Raw genomic sequence first — 20,785 nt, 5'->3', positions numbered from 1 at the left:
GCCCCGGCTTTGTGTGGGAGCCGCTTCAGCGGCGATGGGCGTTTGCGACAAGCCGGCCCGCTGCCGCGGGATCGCCGGCGCAGCCGGCTCCCACAGTGTCCTTGATAGACGATACGGCAGCAGAAAAAAGGCGCCTTGCGGCGCCTTCGTTCTTACGGCGTGCTGTCGCCTGTCGGCTTCGCGGGCACCTGCGCCGTCTGCGGCGCGTCGATCTTGCGGCCGCCGTAGGGCAGCACTTCCGCAGCGAGCTTCGGATCCGCCTTGATCATCGCGACCTCGTCGCCAACGATGTGTGCGGCTTCGTCCAGCGGAGTGTCCTTGGCCTTCTTCGCCTCGGCTTCCTGCTTGATCTCCGACTTGATGCTGCGCTCGTTCGGGTTCAGGCCGTCGTCGGCGGTATCGCCGGTGTCGCCCAGTTCCGCGGGACTGCCGTCGCCGCCGAAGATCGCCTTGCGGCGGGCGCGGAAGTCGGCCTGCGTGGCCTCGTACTGCTTGCGCTCGGCCTGACGGGTGGCGAAGTTGAGCGAGATGTCGGTCTTGTCGCGCAGCTTCTGGTACTGGGCCAGTTCGTCGAGCATCAGTTTCCACGCTGGCGAATTCGCCACGCGCGCCTGGTGCTTCTGGTTCAGCGGCCCGACGATCGGCTTGAGGTCGGCCACCGGCTTGTAATCGGCCGGATCGATATGCCGCCACGGCAGCGCGTTGTCGTACGTGGATTCGCCGAATTCCTTGGCGTCGCCGTTCTGCGGGAACTGCACGTCGGGCGTGACGCCACGCAACTGCGTGCTGTCGCCGTTGATGCGGATGAACTCGGCGATGGTCATCTTGAGCTCGCCGTACTTGGCGTCTTCGCCGGTGGTGGCCTTGCCGAAGCGGTCGAGGTCCACCAGGTTCTGCACGGTGCCCTTCCCGAAGGTGGGCTCGCCGATGATGATGCCGCGGCCGTAGTCCTGGATGGCGGCCGCGAAGATCTCCGACGCGGACGCAGAACCGCGGTTCACCAGCACGGCCATCGGGCCGTCCCAGGCCATGCCCGGCGCGTCGTCGCCCTGGGCCTCGACCTGGCCGCGCGCGTCGCGCACCTGCACCACGGGGCCGGTGTCGATGAACAGGCCGGTGAGTTCGGTGGCTTCGTTGAGCGAACCGCCGCCGTTGTTGCGCAGATCCATGATCACGCCTTCCACCTTCTGCGCCTTCAGCTCGGTGAGCAGCTTGGAGACGTCGCGAGTGGCGCTCTTGAAGTTGGCGTCGCCGTTACGGCGCGCGCCGAAGTCCTGGTAGAAGGTGGGCAGTTCGATCACGCCGATCTTGCGCGTGACGTCGCCGTCCTTCACGTCGATGACCTTCGACTTCGCCGCCTGCTCTTCCATCGTGACCTTCTTGCGGACAAGGGTGACGATTTCATGCTTGCCGTCCACGCCGGCGTCGGCCGGGAGGATCTCGATGCGAACGGTGGTGTCCTTCTTGCCGCGGATCAGCTTGACCACGTCGTCCTGGCGCCAGCCGACCACGTCGACCATGGGGCCGGTTTCGCCCTGGCCGATGGCCACAATGCGGTCACCCGGCTTCATCTTGCCGGACTTGATGGCCGGCCCGCCGGGAACGAGCTCGCGGATGGTGGTGTAGTCGTCGCGCGCCTGGAGCACCGCGCCGATGCCTTCCAGCGACAGGCGCATGGCGATGTCGAACGCATCGGCCGCGCGGGGACCGAGGTAGTCGGTGTGCGGATCGGTGGAGTTCGCGTACGCGGTCATGAAGGCCTGCGTGGCGTCCTCGTCGTCGAGCTGGCGCACGCGCGTGATGTAGGTGGCGTAGCGCTTGTCGAGGGTCTTGCGAATGTCGTCGTCGTTCTTGCCGGCCAGCTTGAGGCGCAGCCAGTCGTTCATCGTGCGCTTGCGCCACACGTCGTCGAGCTCGGCCTGATTCTTCGGCGCCGCGGCCTTCTTGCGGTCGAAGTTGAAGCTCTCGTTGCCGCTGAAGTCGAAGCCCTTCTTCAGCAGGCTGCGCGCGTATTCCATGCGTTCGACCGCACGCGTGATGTACAGGTTGAACACCGAGAACGGACCGGAGAGGTCCTGGTTCCAGATGGCGTCGTCGAATTGCGTCTTCAGGGGCTCGAACTTCGCGAGGTCTTCTTGGGTGAAGAAGACTTTCTCGCCGTCGAGCGACTCGATGTAGGCCTTGTAGATCTTGCCCGACATGGCGTCGTCGAGCGGTTGGGCCTGGTAGTGGAACCGCGTGAGGAAGCGCGCCGACAACTGCGCCGCCTGCGTCTCGGCCGACGTGGGCTTCAACGGAAGGGTGGACTCTTTCCGCTGCGGCTGAGGCGAGGTGGCGGCCTCGGAAGCATCCTTCGGCTGCGGGGCGGACTTCGTCGCCGGCGCGGTCGTGTCGGGCCGCTGCTGCGGGGCGGCGGCCTGTGCCTGGACGCCCGCGGCCGACAAGGCCAGCAGGAGGGCGATCGCGGGGCGGAGAGTCATGTAGTCGGAGCCTCGGTGTGCTTGGCGGTTATTCGACGACACCGGCGGCGTGAGCCATCAGGTCGGCATGGTAGGAGGATCGCACCAGCGGACCGGAGGCGACATGGGAGAAACCCATGGCTTCGCCGGCGACACGCAGGGCTTCGAACTCGTCCGGCGTCCAGTAACGGACCACCGGATGGTGGTGCGCCGTCGGCTGCAGGTACTGGCCGATGGTGATCATGTCGACGTCATGGGCGCGTAGATCGCGCATGGTTTCCAGGACCTGTTCCATCGTTTCCCCCAGGCCCAGCATGATGCCGGACTTGGTGGGCACGGTGGGGTGCTGGGCCTTGAAGTTTTTCAGGAGGTCGAGCGACCACTGGTAGTCGGCACCGGGGCGGACCTCGCGGTAGAGGTGCGGCACCGTTTCCAGGTTGTGGTTGAAGACGTCGGGCGGGAAGTCCTTCAGGACGTCCAGCGCGCGCTCCATGCGGCCCTTGCCGCGGAAATCCGGTGTGAGGATCTCGATGCGGATGTCGGGGCTGGCGTGGCGCACCGCGCGGATGCACGAGGCGAAATGCTCGGCACCGCCGTCGCGGAGGTCGTCGCGGTCGACCGAGGTGATCACCACGTAGCGCAGGCGCATGTCGCGGATGGTCTCGGCCAGGCGCGCTGGCTCAAGCGGATCGGGAGGCAGCGGGCGGCCATGGGCCACGTCGCAGAAGGAGCAGCGGCGGGTGCAGACCTCGCCGAGGATCATGAAGGTGGCCGTGCCCTTGGAGAAGCACTCGTGGATGTTCGGGCAGGAGGCTTCCTCGCACACCGTGACCAGCGAGTTCTCGCGCAGGCGCGCCTTCAGCTGCTGCACGGCGTTGCCCTGCGGCAGGCGTACGCGGATCCAGCCGGGCTTGCGCAGCGCGGGCTGCGACGCGTCGAAACCGGCGCGATTGAGGCCGATCTTGTCGTTGCCGAGCATCTTCTCACCGGGCTTGTCGACCACGGCAATGGGGATGCTGCGGGAGGGGGAAGCGGAAGTCTGACTCATGGGGCTACAGCCTCAGACCGCAAGGCGCGCGGGGAGTTCGGGGAGGATGGGATCGGCCGGCACGGCGTGGAAGCCGAACTGCTTGCAGAATTCCTGAACCAGGACGTCTTCCACGTCCGCCAACCGCGACGGACCACCTAAGTCTACCACCTGGGTGACTTCCAAACCCTTGTACCCGCAGGGATTGATGCGGTGGTAGGGTTCGAGGTCCATGTCGACGTTGAAGGCCAGGCCGTGGAAGCTGCAGCCACGGCGGATGCGCAGGCCCAGCGCGGCGACCTTGGCCTCCGCCACGTAGACGCCCGGGGCGCCCTCGCGGCGGTCGGCCCCGATGTTCCATTCGCCCAGGGTGTCGATGATGGCCTGCTCGATCCGGTGGACCAGTTCACGCACGCCCACGCCGGTGCGGCGCAGGTCGATCATCGGGTAGGCCACGATCTGGCCGGGGCCGTGATAGGTCACCTGGCCACCGCGATCCACGCGCACCACCGGGATGTCCCCGGCGAACAGCACGTGTTCCTCCAGGCCCGCCTGGCCCAGCGTGAACACCGGATCGTGCTCCAGCAGCCACAACTCGTCGACGGTGTCGTCGGTGCGGTTGTCGGTGAAGGCGCTCATGGCCTTCCAGGTGGATTCGTAGGGGACGCGCCCCAGCCGGCGGACGTTGAGGGGGAGGGTCATGGGGATGAGCGGTGAGGCCTGAGCGGGCGGGTTCTGGCAATTTGCGGGTGGCGGCCCGGGGATGCAAGGGTTGGGTTGTGTGAGTCGGCGCATCGCGCCTGCGAGTCGGCCGCTAGCGGCCTGTGAACCGTCAGCGGCCGCTGCGCGGCCAGTGCGTAAGAGCACTCTTCTTACGGTTCACAGGCCGCTTCGCGGCCGACTTACAGGCCGCGCAGCGGCCGACTCACTCACATCGTGAAACGAATATTCTCGTCCGCCCGCAGCGTGCTGTGCGCCTCGAGGTACTTCTCGCGGGTGACCGCCACGAAGGTGACGGTCACGGACTGGTAATTGCCGGCGGGCGTGAGCTTGGTCGACAGCGTTTCGTGGAGAACCTCCACGCCGATGCCCAGGAGCAGCGCCGGCACCTGCTTGTCCAGCCCCGCGTTGGCGTTGCCGATCGCGGTGATCTCGAACTCGCCGGGGAACTGGAATCCCTTCCCTTCCTTCTGCGCCTGGCTGAAATCGATCTCGCGCATAACGAATGCCCTCTTACTTCTTGTCGCCGTCGTCGCTGTGGAACCACAGCATGATGGTGTCCCACAGGCGCGAGAAGAACCCGCCCTCGGGTGCATCGGCCAGTGCTACCAGCGGCTTTGTCAGCACCGGCTGTCCGTCGAGCGTGACGCGCAGCGTGCCCACCTGCTGGCCCTTCTTGAAGGGGGCGATCAGGGTGGCGGGAATGTCGAGGTTGGCCTTGAGCTTGTCGTAGTCGCCGCGCTTGACCGACACCATGGCGTCTTCGGTAAGGCCCAGCGGAATGGTGTTCTCGGCGCCCTTCCAGAGCTTCGGCGTGGCCAGCGGCTTGTTGGCCTCATACAGCTTGTGCGACTCGTAGAAACGGAAGCCGTAGTTGAGCAGCGCCAGCGCGGCATCGGCGCGGCCCTTCTCGCTGTTCGCACCCATCACGATGGCGATCATGCGTGCGTCGCCCTGCTTCGCCGAAGCAGCCAGGCAGTAGCCGGCGGCGGCGGTGTGGCCGGTCTTGATGCCGTCCACCGTGTTGTCGCGCCACAGCAGCAGATTGCGGTTGTGCTGCTTGATGCCGTTCCACTCGAACTCCTTCACCGCGGAGATGGCGTAGTCCTCGGGGAAGTCGTGGATGAGCGCACGCGAGAGGATCGCGATGTCGCGAGCCGTGGTGTAGTGGTTGGCGATGGGGTAGCCGGACGCGTTCTGGAAGTTCGAGTGGGTCATGCCCAGCTGCTTCGCGTACGCGTTCATCAGGTTGGCGAACGCGGGCTCGGAACCGGCGGTGTGCTCGGCCAGTGCGATGGCGGCGTCGTTACCCGACTGGATGATCATGCCGTACAGCAGATCCTTCAGCGGCACCTGGCTGTTGAGCTTCAGGAAGCTGGTGGAACCGTCGGTGCCCGCACCGCCGCCACGCCACGCGTTCTCGCTGATGGTGACCGGATCGGTCATGTGGATCTTGCCGTTGCCGATCTCGGCGGACACGACGTAGTCGGTCATCACTTTCGTGATGGAGGCCGGCTCCACCTGCATGTCCGGGTCTTTCGAGGCGATGATCTGCCCGGTGTTGTAGTCCATCAGGACCCAGCTCTTGCCCTCCACGTCCGGCGGCGGCGGCACCGGCGCCTCGGGGACCACGGGGCGCGGCACGGAGGGACGGGGCGGCGTCTGCTGCGCCACGGTCACACCGGCGACGAGCGCGGCGGCGGCGAAAGCGAACAGGGAGCGGGGCAAGAGCTTCATCGTGTCAGCGGTCCAGTCAAAGCAAGAAAAAAAAGAAGGTCAGTCTACCGCGACCTGCGGCCTGGGCAGGCCCATGCCTGCGATCTGGTCGGTAACGCGGTCGGCGGTGTCCACGTCGGAGAGGGGCCCCACGCGCACGCGGCGCACGTTGCGGCCGCCGATCTGGGTCTCGACGACACTGACAGGCCCGAGGCCCGCGCGGTTCAATTGGTCGGCCACCCGCTGGGCATTCGCCACGTCGGAGAAGGCGCCCACCTGGAGGTAGATACTGGGTTTGCCGGGCACGGGGGGCGTGATGCTGCCCGTCGTCGGCACCGCCGCAGCCGCGGTTGCCGCACCGGTGCCCGGCGGCGTCGCGGCGGCCATGCGCGTGGTCGCGCCCGCGGCCCGCGCCGTGCTTCCTGGCGCGGGTGGCAGGGCCTCGGCCGGGGTGGCATCGGTCATGCCGGCCACGCTGCCATCGCCGTAGTCGTCGGCAGCATCCCCTGATGGGGCGGCTGCCGCGCCCATGGCGCCCACGGCAGCCGCGGGCGTCGCGACCGTGCGGGGCGCCACGGAAGCGCTGGAGGACGATGTGCCGCAGCCGCTTCCTGTGGGAGCCGCTTCAGCGGCGATCCCGCGGCAGCGGGCAGTCTTGTCGCGAGCACCCATCGCCGCTGAAGCGGCTCCCACCGTCGAAGCCACGGGCGGTCGGGGCGCCGTGACGGGAGCGGGCTTCGGCGCCGTGTTCACGTAGGGCGCGCTGCGTTCGCTGCCGGGATCGCCGGGATCGATGGCGCGCACTTCCACGAGGCCCGTGCCCTTGGGCCAGACGCCGATCTTCACGGCTGCGGCGAAGGAGAGGTCGATGATGCGGTTTTCGTGGAACGGCCCGCGGTCGTTGATGCGGACGATGACGCTCTTGCCGTTCTCCAGGTTCGTGACCCGTGCGTAGCTCGGCAGCGGCAAGGTCTTGTGCGCCGCGGAGAACTGGTACATGTCGTATTCCTCCAGGCTGGAGGTCTTGTAGCCGTGGAACTTGTTGCCGTAGAACGACGCGATGCCGCGCTCGACATAGCCATGCGGGCTGGGCAGCACCCGGTAGGTCTGCCCGAGCACCGAATACGGCGACTTGTTGCCGTAGAGCGAACGCGGCTCCACTTTCGGCACCGGCTCCGGCAGCTTGCTGACGTCGGGGATGTCGGTGGGAACGCTGTCGCTGCGGCTGCGGTAGCGGCTGGACTGCCCTTTGCGGATGTCGTCGTAACCCCCGCGCGGCGAAGACACCGAGCCGCCGCCCCGGGACGACGGGCGGGAATTCTTCGAGCCGCCGCAGGCGGTGAGGGCCATGGCGATCAGAACCATGAGGAGGACTTGCGCGACGCGCCCCCTCGTGGGAGCTACCAAGACAGGTGGGCTCTGTGTGGGAGCCGCTTTAGCGGCGATGGGTGCTTGCGACAGAATTGCCCGCTGCCGCGGGATCGCCGGCATAGCCGGCTCCCACAGGGCACTCGTCGTCGTCACCGCCCCCACGGCGCCCTGCTTCATCGCGCGCCCGGCCCCTTCACACGTGCGCGGATTTCCTGCGCGAGCTGGTCCACGGCCATGGCGTACATCGGGCTGCGGTTATAGGTGGTGATGACGTAGAAGTTCTGGAACACGAACCAGTATTCGTCGCCGGCGGGGCCGTCGAGCCGCACCAGCTGCGCGTCGCGCCCCGGGTTCAGGTGCTGCAAAGGGGCGAAGCCCTCGGCCACGAAGGATTCCACGGGCGCCGCAGGGCGCCAGTCCTTGGGCACGCCCGGTGCCACGGCGCGCGCGTCGGGCTGGGCACGTGCGGCGACAGGGCCGCCGGCTTCCCAACCGTGCTGCGCAAAATAATTCGCCACGCTTGCGAAGATGTCGCCCATCGAGCCCTTCATGTCGATGCGGCCGTCGTGGTCGTAATCCACGCCCCAGTCGCGGATGGACGAGGGCATGAACTGGCCCCAGCCCTGTGCGCCCGCGTACGAACCCGTGAGCGTATCGAGCGGGCCGCCGAGGTGGTTCGAGGGAAGCTCAAGCAGCACCTTCAGCTGCTCGCGGAAGAACGGCGCGCGCTTCGGGTAGTAGAAAGCCAGCGTGGTCAGCGCGTCCAGCACCTTCCATTTGCCGGTGTTGCGGCCGTAGAAGGTTTCCACGCCCACGATGGCCACGATGTACTCGGGTGGCACGCCGTACTTGCGGCCGATGGCCTCGAGCAGCGCGCGATGCTCGCGATAGAAGTCGGCGCCCGCCTCGATGCGCTTTTCGGTGAGGAAGATGGGCCGGTAATCGCGCCACGGCTTGCCCTCGGCGGGCCGACTGATCGCATCGAGGATGGCCTGCTGCTTCTTCGCGCCGTCGAGCAGCGCATTCAGCGAGGCCTTGCTCTTGCCCGTGTCCTTCGCCACTTCGCGCACCAGTTGCTCCTGCCCCGGATGGGTGGCGGCATGGGCGGTGGAGGTAAACAGGAGGGGGAGAGCGATCAACGCGCCGGCGAGGCGCGGAAAACGGCGTGCGGGTCGTGCGCGGCGCGCGGAGAGAACTTCATCCATGGACCGAAGCGTAACACGCGTTTCTGGCGTGTCCCGGGCGAGGCTGGGCGCGCGTTCAGGCTGTAGGAGCGCGCCCTGCGCGCGACAGGTTTTGAGGCCGTGACCCGGAGCTGGCGCGCAAGGTTGGAGACAGGTGCGAAAACCTGTCGCGCGCAGGGCGCGCTCCTACATGTCGCCGGGGCGGCGCTAATCGTGCAGTTTGCGGTTCGCGTGGATCGACATCAGCACGCCGAAGCCCGTGAGCAGCGATACGGCGGAGGTGCCACCGTAGCTCACCAGCGGCATGGGCACGCCCACCACGGGCAGGATGCCGGCCACCATGCCGCCATTCACGGCCACGTAGACGAAGAAGCTCATGCCGATGGCGCCGGCCAGCAGGCGCGAATAGGTGTCGCGTGCGTTCATCGCAATCCACAGGCAGCGGCCGATGATGAAGGCGTAGAGCAGCATGATGGCGACGACGCCCACCAGGCCGAATTCTTCCGAGAACACCGCGAAAATGAAGTCGGTGGTGTGCTCGGGCAGGAAGTCGAGGCGCGACTGCGTGCCGTGCTGCCAGCCCTTGCCGAACACGCCGCCCGAGCCCACCGCGATCTTCGACTGGATGATGTGCCAGCCGTTGCCCAGCGGGTCGGATTCGGGATCGAACATGGTGCGCACGCGATTGCGCTGGTACTCGTGGAGGAATTGCCAGGCCACGGGAACCGCGGCCGCCACACCGCCCACCAGCAGCCCGATGCGCCACCACGCCATGCCCGACAGGAACAACGCGAAGGCGCCGGCACCGGCCACGAGCAGGGCCGTGCCGAGGTCTGGCTGTTCGGCGATAAGCCCCGCCGGCACCGCGATGAGCAGCCCCACCACCACGATGTCTTTCCAGCTGGGCGGTAACTGGCGGGGGTGCAGGTACCAGGCCACCATCATCGGCATGGTCAGCTTCAGCAGTTCGGACGGCTGGAAACGCATGACGCCGAGATCGAGCCAGCGGTAGGCACCCCTCCCCTCGCCCAGCACCGCCACTACCACCAGCAACGCCGTACTGCCCATGTAGAGCCAAGGCGTCCACGACCGCAGTACCGGCGGCGGGATGCGAGAGATGATCAGCAACAGCACGCCGCCGAGCGCGAAGCGCGCGGCCTGCCCGCCCACCAGCGAGTAATTGCCGCCGCCTGCGCTGTAGAGCGTGGCCAGGCCCGCGCAGGCGAGGACAACCAGCGCCAGCAGCAGCGGCAGGTCGAGCCGCGGGCGGCTGAGAAGCCGCATGCCGAAGCGGCGCATGCGCACGGTGAGGTTTCGGATCATTGCGCCGGCTCCTCGCCGCTGTCGTCGCCCTGCGCCGGGTTTTCGCCCGAGGGTGCCGCCTCCGGCAGTGCGTCCGAGGTCACGATATCGGTGGGCGACGGGTCTTCCGGCCTCGCGCCGCCTTCGTCCACCACCCACTGGTCGAGGATCTTGCGGGCGATGGGGCCGGAATCCTTCGCACCCCATGCGCCGGCTTCGAGCACCACCGCCACGGCGATGCGCGGGTCTTCGGCGGGCGTGTAGGCGATGAAGAGCGCGCGGTGACGGGAGGCGAGATAGGCGGTGTTCTTGTTCTCGTTATACGCATTGGTGGTGCGGGAGAAACGTTCCGCGGTGCCGCTCTTGCCCGCGATGACATAAGGGAATCCCTTGCCGAGACCCTTGCCGGTGCCCTCGCCGTTGATCACCGCGATCATGCCTTCGTCCACCGCATCCCAGTCCGCTGCTTTCTTGACGAGCGAGGGGCCGGTAGGGGGAAACGACTGCCGCACGCGCGGGCTGTCCACGCCGTCCTGCGTGTCCAGCAGGAAATGCGGCTTGTAAGGGATGCCATGGCCCGCGAAGGTCGCGGTGGCATGCGCGAGCTGCAGCGGGGTCACGGCCCAATAGCCCTGCCCGATGCCGGCGATGATCGTTTCTCCTGGGTACCAGCCGTTCTTGCTGCGGGTCGCCTTCCATTCCCGCGACGGCAGGATGCCTTCCACTTCGCCCACCAGGTCGATGCCGGTCTTCTGGCCGAAGCCGAAACGGGACATCCAGGCGGAAAGGCGGTCGATGCCCATGTCGAGCGCGAGGCGGTAGAAATACGTATTGGTGGATTTCTCGATGGCGCGCTGGAGGTTCACCGTGCCGTCGCCACCGCGCTTGTCGTCGCGGTAGCAGCGAGATTGCCCCGGAATGCAGAATTCGCCCGTGGAAAGCACGGTGTCGCTGGGCCGACGAATACCCAGCGCAAGGCCGCCGAGGGCAAGGAACGGTTTCACCGTGGAACCCGGCGGGTAGACACCGCGCAGTGCGCGGTTGTACAGCGGCTTGTCCGGCGCCGTGGTCAGCGCCTTGTAATCGGCCGAACTGATACCGTTCACGAAGAGGTTCGGATCGAAGCTCGGCTCGCTGGCAAAGGCCAGCACCTGGCCATTGCGCGGATCGATGGCGATGGCGGCGCCGGCGCGGCCATTCATTGCTTCCTCCGCCGCCTTCTGCAGGCGCACGTCGATGCTGAGGTAGATGTTCTTGCCCGGCGTGGGCGGCGTAGTGTCCAGCACGGCCTGCGTGCGGCCGTCGGCATTCACCTCGACCAGTTCGTAACCGGGCTCGCCATGCAGCAATTTCTCGTAGTAGCGCTCGATGCCGATGCGGCCGATGTGCGTGGTGCCCTTGTAGCTCGCCTCTTCCTCTTCGTCCATGGCCTCGAGGTCTTCGGCGTCGATACGGCTGACGTAACCGATGACGTGGGCCATCTGCGCGCCCATCGGATAGCGCCGTGTGAGGTAAGGCACGACGTCCACGCCGGGGAAGCGCCAGCGGTTCACCGCGAAGCGGCCGATCTCGTCCTCGTTGAGTTTCAGCTTCAGCGGCACGCCCTCGAAGCGGCGGCTCTGCTTCACCTGTTTCTTGAAGCTGGCGATGTCCTCGTCCGAGAGAGGCACCACCTGGCCGAGGTCCGCCAGCATGCGGTCCATGTCGGTCACCTGCTCGGGCGTCACTTCGAGCCGGAACGCCGGCACGTTGTCGGCGAGCAGCACGCCGTTGCGGTCGTAGATGAGCCCGCGTGCTGGCGGGATCGCACGCGGCTTCACGCGGTTCTGGTCCGAGCGCACCACGAATTCGTCGTGGTGCAGCACCTGGAGATACACATAGCGCACGCAGACGCCTGCCAGCCCCAGCAGGATCAGCGCGAAGCCCGTCAGGGCGCGGCGGCGGAACAGCGCCACCTCGCCGCGGACCTCCTTGATCGAGGCGCGCCGCCGGCTCATGCCTCGTGGATGCGCAGGCGCGCGCGCAGGTCGTCGAGGATGAGGAACAGGAACGGCCAGAGCGCCGCGCCGACCAGCGGCGAGATCCAATATTCGGGCGGCGGCAGGGGATCGCCGCTGAACACGCGCACCAGCATCAGCAGGATGCGGTCGTTCACGAGCAGGCCCAGCACCGCCAGCGACTGCTGCCACATGGGGAAGAAGCGCAGGCGCGACCGGAACCGCAGCGCGATGAACACCATGGCGGTGAGGCGCAGCGCCTGTTCGCCGAGTAGCACCCCGTCGAATAGATCCGCGGCCACACCAAGGCAGAAGGCCAGCCCCAGCGTGACCCGATCGCCCGACTGCAGGCACCAGTAGAGCAGCACCAGCGCGGGCCAGTACGGCTTCAGCGGCATGAGCGGCCCCGGCAGCGGAATGAGCATGAGGAACAGCGAGATGAGCAGCGTGGCGGCAAACCACAGCTGACGAACGCGCGTCTTGTTCATGGCGCCCCTCCCGCTGGTGCGGCAGCGGTGGACGCGCCCGTCGGTGCCGGCGCCGGCGTGGCCGCAGGCGGCGCATTGGGGTCCGGCGCCAGGCTGGCGGGCGGACCCGCTTCCTGCGCCGGCTCCGGCGGGCCGGCATTTTCGGCCAGGTCGTGCAGCAGGAGCACATCCTCGCTGCGATCGAGGTCCGCCGCGGGCCGCGCCTGTGCCGACAGGAAGGTGCCGGAGGGCGTCTGTGCCACGTCGCGTATCTCGCCCACGGGGAAACCAGGTGGGAAGCGTCCGCCCAGACCGGATGTGACCAGCTTGTCGCCCACCTGCACATCGGCCGAGACGGGGATATTGGGCAGCATGAGCATGTCGCCCGCGCGCGAGCCGTAGGCGATGGTGCGCAGGCCGGTTCGTTCGATCGTCACGGGGATGGCATGGTTCGGGTCGGTGATGAGCATGGCCACCGACGTGGTCGGCAGTACCTCCACGATCTGGCCCATGACGCCCCGCGCATCGATCACCACCTGCCCGGGGCGCACCTTGTCGCGCGCGCCCACGTTCAGGACGATGCGGTGGCGGAAGCTGCCGAGGTCCACACCGATGAGGCGCGCAAGCTGCACGTTGAGCGACAGGCTGTGCTGGGTGTCGAGCAGTTCCTTCAGGCGCTGGTTCTGCTCCGCGACCGAGGCCATGCGGTTGAGCTTGGCGTTCGCCAGCAGCAGGTCTTCACGCAGCCGCTGGTTCTGGTCGGTGAGGCGCTGGCGATCGGCGAAGGCCACCGTCGCCGCATGGAAGCCCTGCGACGGAAGCCCCGCAATGCGGTAGACCGGCTCGACCACGAGGGACAAGCCATAGCGCACGCTGGGCAGCCAGCCGCCGCGATGGTCGAGGACCATCAGCACGCAGGCGAGTGCGAGGTAGACGATGAGCCGGAGCGTGCCCACCACGCCGGCCGCGAACAGGGGCGACTGGTCGTCGCGATTGAGGGCCATGGGTCAGGAGGTCCCCGTGCGCTCGGACATCCAGCCCGTGCGCGCCCTCATCATTCGAACGCGAAGAAGTCGCTGCCGTGCTGGTCGATCATCTCCAGGGCCTTGCCGCCGCCGCGCGCCACGCAGGTGAGCGGGTCGTCGGCTACCTGCACGTGCAGGCCGGTTTCCTCGGAAATGAGGCGATCCAGGTCGCGCAGCAGCGCACCGCCACCGGTGAGCACGATGCCGCGCTCGGCCACGTCGGAGCAGAGCTCCGGAGGCGTCTGCTCCAGCGCGGCCTTCACCGCCGCCACGATGCCGGAGAGCGGCTCGTGCAGGGCTTCCAGCACCTCGTTGGAGTTGATGGTGAACATGCGCGGCACGCCCTCGGCGAGGTTGCGGCCGGAAATCTCGATTTCGCGCACCTCGCTCTGCGGGAAGGCGCAGCCGATTTCGAGCTTGATCCGCTCGGCGGTGGACTCGCCGATCAGCGTGCCGTGGTTGCGGCGCACGTAGTTGATGATGGCCTCGTCGAAGCGGTCGCCGCCCACGCGCACGGACTGCGAGTAGACGATGCCGTTGAGCGAGATGACTGCCACTTCGGAGGTGCCGCCACCGATGTCCAGCACCATGGAGCCGCGGGCCTCGTGCACCGGGATACCGGCGCCGATCGCGGCGGCCATGGGCTCTTCGATGAGGAAGACGTCGCGGGCACCGGCGCCTTCGGCCGATTCCTTGATGGCGCGGCGCTCCACCTGGGTGGACCCGCACGGCACGCAAACGAGCACTCGCGGGCTCGGGCGCAGCATGCGCGACCGGTGCACCTGCTTGATGAAGTGCTGCAGCATCGCTTCGGTCATGGTGAAGTCGGCAATGACGCCGTCCTTCATGGGGCGCACCGTGGCGATGTTGCCCGGGGTGCGGCCGAGCATGCGCTTGGCATCGCCGCCCACCGCCGCCACGGCGCGGGGGCCGCCCGGGCCGCGGTCCTGGCGGATCGCCACCACCGAGGGTTCGTTCAGGACGATGCCCTGCCCGCGCACATAAATAAGCGTATTCGCCGTGCCGAGATCGATGGAGATGTCGTTCGAAAAGAGTCCGCGGAACTTCTTAAACATGATGCGGCGGGCGCCCATAGCGGGAAAAAGTAAGCGTGCGAGTCTAGATTGGCGCCCTTCCCCACGCAAGGGCGGAGTCGTTAAGAAAGCCTTGTAAGTCCGGATGATGCGAGCGGAATCTGCCCTTTCGGGGTGGGGTCGGGGGTGCCGGGCCGGTCGCCTCGGGGAAGGTTTTTCGGTAGGATCGTCAGGTTTGCCGGACCCCATGCGGGCGGCGCTTCTCGCGACCTCGCCGGTCGTGCCAATCCATATCCAGGGCCACCCAACGCATGACTGCCGTAATCTGCGGATCGCTCGCCTATGACACCATCATGGTGTTCCAGGACCAGTTCAAGAACCACATCATTCCGGACCAGGTGCATATCCTGAACGTGTCGTTCCTGGTGCCGGCCATGCGCCGCGAGTTCGGCGGCTGCGCAGGCAATATTGCGTACAACCTCAAGTTGCTGGGTGGCGAACCCATGCCGGTGGCCACGGTGGGCCAGGATTTCGCGCCGTACCGCGCGCACCTGGAGAAACACGGCATCCGTCTCGACGGCGTCCGCCAGTTCGACGACCAGTTCACCCCGCAGTGCTTCATCACCACCGACCTGGACAACAACCAGATCACCGCTTTCCATCCCGGCGCGATGTCCAGCGCGCAGGAAAACCACGTGCGCGACATCGCGCATTGCACGTTCGGCATCGTGGCGCCGGACGGCCGCGAGGCCATGTTGCAGCACGTGGACGAATTCGCCGCGCGCGGCGTGCCCTTCATCTTCGATCCGGGCCAGGCCATGCCGTTGTTCAACGGCGAGGAATTCCGCTCGATGATCACGAAGGCCAACTACGTCATCGTCAACGACTACGAGTCGCAGCTGTTGCAGCAGCGCACGGGATGGAGTGCCGCGGAGATCGCGTCGAAGGTCACCGCCTATATCGTCACGCAGGGCCCGCGCGGTTCGCTCATCCATGTGGACGGCCAGACGACGGAGATTCCGCCGGCTCGCGAACGCCAGGTGGTGGACCCCACCGGTTGCGGCGACGCATACCGCGCCGGCCTCATCTTCGGCATCATGAAGGGTTACGATTGGCCCACCATCGGTCGCATGGCCTCGCTGATGGGCGCGTTGAAGGTCGAGCATCCGGGCACGCAGAACCAGTACTTCACGTACGACCAGTTCGCTGCGGAGTTCCAGGATCAGTTCGGTTACGCGCTGGGCTGAGCGCTCGCCGCTGTGCTCGAACGAAGGGGCGGCGCAGCGATGCGCCGCCCCTTCTTGTTGTGCGCTTTGTGTGGGAGCCGCTTCAGCGGCGACGGGTGCGCGCGGCGAGCTTGCCCGCTCACGCTACCGCGGGATCGCCGCTGAAGCGGCTCCCACAGTCGTCAGCCCGCCTTGCCGGGCTTGAAAGCCATCGTGGCGTTCACCGCGCGCTTCCAGCCGTCGTAGAGTTCGTCGCGGCGCTCTTTCGTCATCGCCGGCTTGAACTCGCGATCGACGGCCCAGCGGCTTGCGATGTCCTGCTTGTCCTTCCAGAACCCGACCGCGAGGCCGGCGAGATACGCCGCACCCTGCGCCGTGGTTTCCTGCACCTTTGGCCGCAGCAGCGTCACGTCGAGGATATCGGCCTGGAACTGCGCCATGAAGTCATTGGCGATGGCGCCGCCGTCCGCGCGCAACTCCTTCAGCTGGATCCCCGAATCGGCCTGCATCGCTTCAAGGACGTCGCGTGTCTGGTAGGCCATCGATTCCAGTGCCGCTCGGATGAACTGCTCTTTCGAGGTGCCACGCGACAGGCCGAACACGGCACCACGCACGTCGCTTTGCCAGTACGGCGCACCGAGACCGACGAAGGCAGGCACGAAGTACACACCGTCGTTGTCCTTCGCCCGCTCCGCGTACTCCTGCGAATCGGATGCCTTGCCAAGCATGCGCAGGCCGTCGCGCAACCACTGGATCACCGAGCCCGCCACGAAGATGCTGCCTTCCAGGGCATATTCCACCTTGCCGTCGACGCCCCAGGCGATGGTGGTCAGCAGCCCGTTCTTCGAACGCACGGCTTTTTCGCCCGTGTTCATCAGCATGAAGCAACCGGTGCCGTACGTGTTCTTGGCCAGCCCTTCCTCGAAACACGCCTGGCCGAACAACGCGGCCTGCTGATCGCCCGCGATGCCCGCAATGGGCACTTCCCGTCCGAAGAAATGTTTCGCCAACGTGTTGCCGTACACCTCGCTCGAGGACTTCACCTCGGGCAGCATGGCACGCGGTACGTTCAGCATCTTCAGCAACTCGTCGTCCCACTCGCGCTTGTGGATGTCGTACATCAACGTGCGCGAGGCATTCGTGTAGTCGGTGACGTGGACCTTGCCGCCGGTGAGGTTCCAGATCAGCCACGTGTCGATGGTGCCGAACAGCAGGTCGCCCGCTTCGGCCCGGGCTTGCGCGCCGTCGACATGGTCGAGGATCCAGCGCACTTTCGTGCCTGCGAAATAGGCGTCGATGAGCAGTCCCGTCTTCTCGCGGACCATGGCTTCATGGCCTTCGGCCTTCAGCCGTTCGCATATTTCCGCCGTCTGGCGCGACTGCCACACGATCGCGTTGTAGATCGGCTGACCCGTGTGCCGGTCCCAGACCACGGCGGTCTCGCGCTGGTTGGTGATGCCGATGCCTTCGATCGCGGCCGGATCGATCTGCGAACTGCTGATCACCTCCGTCATGGTCGACAGCACGCTGGTCATGATCTCCCGCGGGTTGTGCTCCACCCAGCCCGGTTGCGGAAAGATCTGCGGAAACTCGCGCTGCGCGGTGCCGGCGATGTTGCCGTCGTGGTCGAACAGGATCGTGCGCGAACTGGTCGTACCCTGGTCGATGGCGAGAATGTAGGTCTTCTTGGTCACGATAGGTCCTCTCGAATCAGGCCGCGAGAGCGGTGTAGGCGAAGGCGGCGAGCAAGGCGCCGATGATCGAACCGACGATGGGAACCGGTGCATAGGCGAAGTCGGAACCGCCCTTGCCGGGAATGGGAAGCAGCGCGTGCGCGACACGCGGCCCGAAGTCGCGCGCCGGGTTGATGGCGTAACCGGTCGGGCCACCGAGGCACATGCCGATCACCACCACGAGCAGCGCGACGGCGATGGGCGCGATGCCCTTGGAAAGATCGTTGCTGCCGATGGCGAGTACGCAATACACCAGAACGAAGGTGCCGATCACCTCGGTGAGAATGTTGGCGGGGAACGAGCGGATCGCCGGGATCGTGCAGAAGATGCCGAGCTTCTTCGCCGGATCGTCGGTCCCGCGCCAATGCGCGAGATACGCCAGGTACACCAGCACGGCGCCGGTGAACGCACCGGCCATCTGCGCTGCGATGTAACCGGGAACGAGCGACCAGGAAAGCTTGCCGATGGCAGCCATGGCCAGCGTGATCGCGGGATTCATATGCGCGCCGCTCTTCGCAGCGACGAAGATACCCATGAGCACGGCGAGGCCCCACGCCCACGTGATCACGCCCCAGCCCGCATTCTCCGCCTTGGAATCCTTCAGCAGGACGCCGGCGACTACGCCGTCGCCCAGGAGGATCATCACCATCGTTCCGAGGAATTCACTCAGGTACACCGACATGCCAATACTCCTTCGTCGCGCGGCAGGTCATCAGTGCGACCGCGCAGGGTGGACTAGCAGGCTCGCGCGTCAGCGCTTTCCCGCGAGATAAGCGGACAGGCGTTCCACATCGGGCGGCGTGACGCGCAAGCCGACCTTGGTGCGGCGCCAGAGGATGTCCTCGGCCTCGGTGGCCCATTCGTGACGCACGAGGTAGTCGACCTCGGCCTGGTAGAGATCGGAGCCGAAGTTCTCGCCCAGGGCGTCGAGCCCGCGAGCCTCGCCAAGCAGGTCGCGCGCGCGGGTGCCGTAGCTGTGCACGAGACGCCAGGCGAGTTTTTCGGGCAGCCACGGACGGGTCGACCGTATGTCGGCCAGCAATTCGTCCGTGTCACGTTCGCCACCCCCGGGCAGCGGCGGCGCGTCCGCTGTCCAGGCCGGCTTGTTGTTGCCAAGCAGGGGGGCAAGCCGGTCGAGCGCTTCTTCCGAGAGCTTGCGATAGGTGGTGAGCTTGCCGCCGAAGACGTTGAGCAGCGGCGCACCGTCCTCGTCGATGTCGAGCAGGTAGTCGCGCGTAACTTCCGACGCGCTGCCGGCTTCGTCCTGCAACAGCGGACGCACACCGCTGTAGCTCCAGACGACATCGGACGGAGTCAGCTGCTTCTTGAAGTAGCGATTGACGGCGTCGCACAGATAGCTGCTTTCGTCTGCGTCGATGCGCGGATGCGAAGGGTCGTCGTGATACTCGATGTCCGTGGTGCCGATCAGCGTGAAGTCGCGCTCGTAGGGAATCGCGAAGACGATGCGGCGGTCGGGCTGCTGAAAGATGTACGCGTAGCGGTGTTCGAAGATCTTCGGGACCACGATGTGGCTACCCTTGATGAGGCGCAGGGTGTGCTTGTGCTTGAGATGCACCACCTCGTCCAGGAAGCTCGCGGCCCAAGGACCCGCCGCGTTGACCAGCGCGCGGGCCCGCACGAAGTGCCGCGTTCCGTCACGTGCCGCCAGTTCCGCCGTCCAGCCGTCACCGTCGCGACGGGCGCTGACGCAGGTGGTATGGGTTTCGATGCGCGCACCGCGGCGCGCGGCATCCATCGCATTCAGGACCACCAGGCGCGCATCCTGCACCCAGGCGTCCGAGTACACGAAACCGACGGCGAACTCGTCGCGCAGTGGCGCCCCGGTTACATGCTTACCGAAACGGACCCTGCGCGAACCGGGAAGCGTACGACGGCCTCGGCCGAGGTGGTCGTACAGGAACAGGCCGATGCGGATCATCCACGCCGGGCGCAAGTGAGGCTGGTGCGGCAGCACGAAGCGTAGCGGCCAGATGATGTGCGGCGCCGCGCGCAGCAGTACCTCGCGCTCTGCGAGCGCCTTGCCGACCAGCGCGAATTCGAACTGCTCCAGGTAACGCAGGCCGCCGTGGATCAGCTTGGTGGCGGCACTGGACGTATGGGAAGCGAGGTCGTCGCGCTCGCAGAGCCAGACGCTCAGCCCGCGGCCCACGGCATCGCGAGCGATACCGACGCCGTTCACGCCACCGCCGACCACCAGTACATCGACCTGCTCGACCATCGGGTGCTCCGTTCTGCAGGGGACGAGGCGCGTTCGCTCAGTGGCGCACGCGCCCGCCATGTTCGTTTCCAGTCGTTAAGAACACGTTCGCAGCGAAAACGAACATTCTTACGACATCGATAAGCCGCTATCGAGCCAAAGCGAGCATATTCGAACATTACCGAACATCGCACGCCGCAGTGCAGCGTAAAACGCCCCGGCTATCGGCCGGGGCGCTCTGTCGCGGTCAGCCTCCGGCCACGTGCACCTGCGTGCCCGCCGCCTCGAGGATGGGAAGAAGCGCGTCGGGAGGCGGCCGATCGGTGAACCAGGCGTCGACGTGGGAGAAATCGCCGAGCCGGACCATCGCATTCCTGCCGATCTTGCTGTGGTCCGCACCGAGGAACACCTGCCGCGAGTGCTCGATGATCGCCTGCGCGACGCGTACCTCGTGGAAGTCGAAATCGAGCAGGGTGCCGTCGAGCTCGATGCCCGAGATGCCGATGATGCCGAAGTCCACCTTGAACTGACGGATCAGCTCGATCGTGGCCTCCCCTGTCACCCCGTGATCCCGGCCACGCACGACGCCGCCGGCGACGATCACCTCGAAGGTGGGGTTGTCACTCAGCAGGATGGCGATATTGAGGTTGTTGGTGATGACCCTGAGGTCGCGATGGTCGAGCAGCGCGCGACCGACACCTTCGTTGGTGGTGCCAAGGTTGATGAAGAGCGAGGAGCCATCGGGAATCTCCCTGGCGATCGACGCCGCGATGCGATTCTTCTCCGCGGCCTGCAGGGACTGCCTTGCGGCATAGGCGACATTTTCCACGCTGGACTGCGCGCTGACGCCGCCGTGATAACGCCGGATCAGTCCGGCGTCGGCCAGCAGGTTCAGATCGCGGCGGATCGTCTGCGGCGCCACGTCGAAGTGGCTGGCCAGCTCGTCCACGCCGGCAAAGCCTTCGCGCTGAACGATGGCAATCAGTTCTTCCTGCCGTCGGTTGAGTCGTGGATCCATGGGTTTCCCGTTTCGCCGCACACGGACATGATGACCTGTTGCCGCAGGAGTGTCATGCCGCAGTCGCGCTATGTGTAGCGCGCTTTGTGTGGGAGCCGCCTCAGCGGCGATGGGTGCTGGCGGCAAGGGATGCCCGCTGCCCCGGGATCGCCGGCAAAGCCGGCTCCCACAGGCAAAGAAAAAACCCGGCCTCATTCGAGACCGGGTTTTTAGGATAAAGCCCCTGGCGGTGACCTACTCTTGCATGGCTTGAGCCACACTACCATCGGCGCATGCGCGTTTCACTTC

General features: G+C 66.5%; 17 protein-coding genes. 1 reads left to right on the top strand and 16 read right to left on the bottom strand.

Translation table 11 applies throughout. The annotated features are described in order from the left end of the window. Positions 1-152: 152 nt before the first annotated feature. From HBF26_RS18905 to HBF26_RS18845, 12 genes are all read right to left on the bottom strand, one after another. Positions 153-2,480 (bottom strand): carboxy terminal-processing peptidase, encoded by a 2,328-nt coding sequence (locus HBF26_RS18905; protein ID WP_167129711.1) that lies wholly within the window; start codon positions 2,478-2,480, stop codon positions 153-155. A 28-nt stretch (positions 2,481-2,508) separates the two neighbouring features. After that, positions 2,509-3,507: a lipoyl synthase gene (lipA, locus tag HBF26_RS18900; RefSeq protein ID WP_167129709.1), complete on the bottom strand. Its 999-nt coding sequence runs from the start codon at positions 3,505-3,507 to the stop codon at positions 2,509-2,511. A 12-nt stretch (positions 3,508-3,519) separates the two neighbouring features. Further along, on the bottom strand, positions 3,520-4,188 hold the full coding sequence (gene lipB, locus HBF26_RS18895; RefSeq protein ID WP_167021763.1) for a lipoyl(octanoyl) transferase LipB: 669 nt from the start codon (positions 4,186-4,188) through the stop codon (positions 3,520-3,522). Between the two features lie 227 nt (positions 4,189-4,415). After that, a complete protein-coding gene (locus HBF26_RS18890; protein WP_167129707.1) occupies positions 4,416-4,706 on the bottom strand; it encodes a DUF493 family protein in 291 nt (96 codons plus the stop codon). Positions 4,707-4,719: 13 nt separating this feature from the next. Then, positions 4,720-5,943, bottom strand: a complete 1,224-nt coding sequence (locus HBF26_RS18885) for a D-alanyl-D-alanine carboxypeptidase family protein (RefSeq protein ID WP_167129705.1) — start codon at positions 5,941-5,943, stop codon at positions 4,720-4,722. 39 nt (positions 5,944-5,982) lie between these two features. Then, on the bottom strand, positions 5,983-7,287 hold the full coding sequence (locus HBF26_RS20000) for a septal ring lytic transglycosylase RlpA family protein (protein ID WP_425483012.1): 1,305 nt from the start codon (positions 7,285-7,287) through the stop codon (positions 5,983-5,985). Positions 7,288-7,466: 179 nt separating this feature from the next. Continuing rightward, on the bottom strand, positions 7,467-8,498 hold the full coding sequence (gene mltB / locus HBF26_RS18870; RefSeq protein ID WP_167129704.1) for a lytic murein transglycosylase B: 1,032 nt from the start codon (positions 8,496-8,498) through the stop codon (positions 7,467-7,469). 186 nt (positions 8,499-8,684) lie between these two features. After that, the gene (gene rodA, locus HBF26_RS18865) at positions 8,685-9,800 is read right to left on the bottom strand and encodes a rod shape-determining protein RodA (RefSeq protein WP_167129702.1); all 1,116 of its coding nucleotides are present in this window, start codon (positions 9,798-9,800) and stop codon (positions 8,685-8,687) included. Continuing rightward, complete coding sequence (mrdA, locus tag HBF26_RS18860) at positions 9,797-11,776, bottom strand: penicillin-binding protein 2 (RefSeq protein WP_167129700.1); 1,980 nt, start codon at positions 11,774-11,776, stop codon at positions 9,797-9,799. The genes rodA and mrdA overlap by 4 nt, the downstream gene beginning before the upstream one ends. Further along, the gene (mreD, locus tag HBF26_RS18855; RefSeq protein ID WP_167129698.1) at positions 11,773-12,264 is read right to left on the bottom strand and encodes a rod shape-determining protein MreD; all 492 of its coding nucleotides are present in this window, start codon (positions 12,262-12,264) and stop codon (positions 11,773-11,775) included. The genes mrdA and mreD overlap by 4 nt, the downstream gene beginning before the upstream one ends. Continuing rightward, a complete protein-coding gene (gene mreC / locus HBF26_RS18850; protein ID WP_167129696.1) occupies positions 12,261-13,247 on the bottom strand; it encodes a rod shape-determining protein MreC in 987 nt (328 codons plus the stop codon). Before mreC ends, mreD begins: the two co-directional genes overlap by 4 nt. Positions 13,248-13,297: 50 nt before the next feature. Continuing rightward, positions 13,298-14,344 (bottom strand): rod shape-determining protein, encoded by a 1,047-nt coding sequence (locus HBF26_RS18845; RefSeq protein ID WP_072322142.1) that lies wholly within the window; start codon positions 14,342-14,344, stop codon positions 13,298-13,300. A 269-nt stretch (positions 14,345-14,613) separates the two neighbouring features. Between HBF26_RS18845 and HBF26_RS18840 the strand changes: the two genes are divergently transcribed. After that, positions 14,614-15,549, top strand: a complete 936-nt coding sequence (locus HBF26_RS18840; RefSeq protein WP_167129694.1) for a carbohydrate kinase family protein — start codon at positions 14,614-14,616, stop codon at positions 15,547-15,549. A 161-nt stretch (positions 15,550-15,710) separates the two neighbouring features. Here HBF26_RS18840 and glpK read toward each other — a convergent pair whose 3' ends face one another. The 4 genes from glpK to HBF26_RS18820 all read right to left on the bottom strand — a co-directional run bounded on the left by glpK (position 15,711) and on the right by HBF26_RS18820 (position 20,497). Beyond that, a complete protein-coding gene (gene glpK / locus HBF26_RS18835) occupies positions 15,711-17,222 on the bottom strand; it encodes a glycerol kinase GlpK (protein WP_338039709.1) in 1,512 nt (503 codons plus the stop codon). Positions 17,223-17,238: 16 nt separating this feature from the next. Next, the gene (locus HBF26_RS18830) at positions 17,239-17,943 is read right to left on the bottom strand and encodes an MIP/aquaporin family protein (RefSeq protein ID WP_167129690.1); all 705 of its coding nucleotides are present in this window, start codon (positions 17,941-17,943) and stop codon (positions 17,239-17,241) included. Between the two features lie 69 nt (positions 17,944-18,012). Continuing rightward, positions 18,013-19,500: a glycerol-3-phosphate dehydrogenase gene (gene glpD, locus HBF26_RS18825; protein WP_167129688.1), complete on the bottom strand. Its 1,488-nt coding sequence runs from the start codon at positions 19,498-19,500 to the stop codon at positions 18,013-18,015. 226 nt (positions 19,501-19,726) lie between these two features. Next, complete coding sequence (locus HBF26_RS18820; protein ID WP_240151431.1) at positions 19,727-20,497, bottom strand: DeoR family transcriptional regulator; 771 nt, start codon at positions 20,495-20,497, stop codon at positions 19,727-19,729. Positions 20,498-20,785 lie beyond the last annotated feature (288 nt).

The sequence above is a fragment of the Luteibacter jiangsuensis genome (assembly GCF_011742555.1).
GTDB classification, from domain to species: Bacteria; Pseudomonadota; Gammaproteobacteria; order Xanthomonadales; family Rhodanobacteraceae; genus Luteibacter; species Luteibacter jiangsuensis.
Note: the sequence above shows the minus strand (reverse complement) of the source record. Positions and strands in the feature narration are given on the sequence as shown.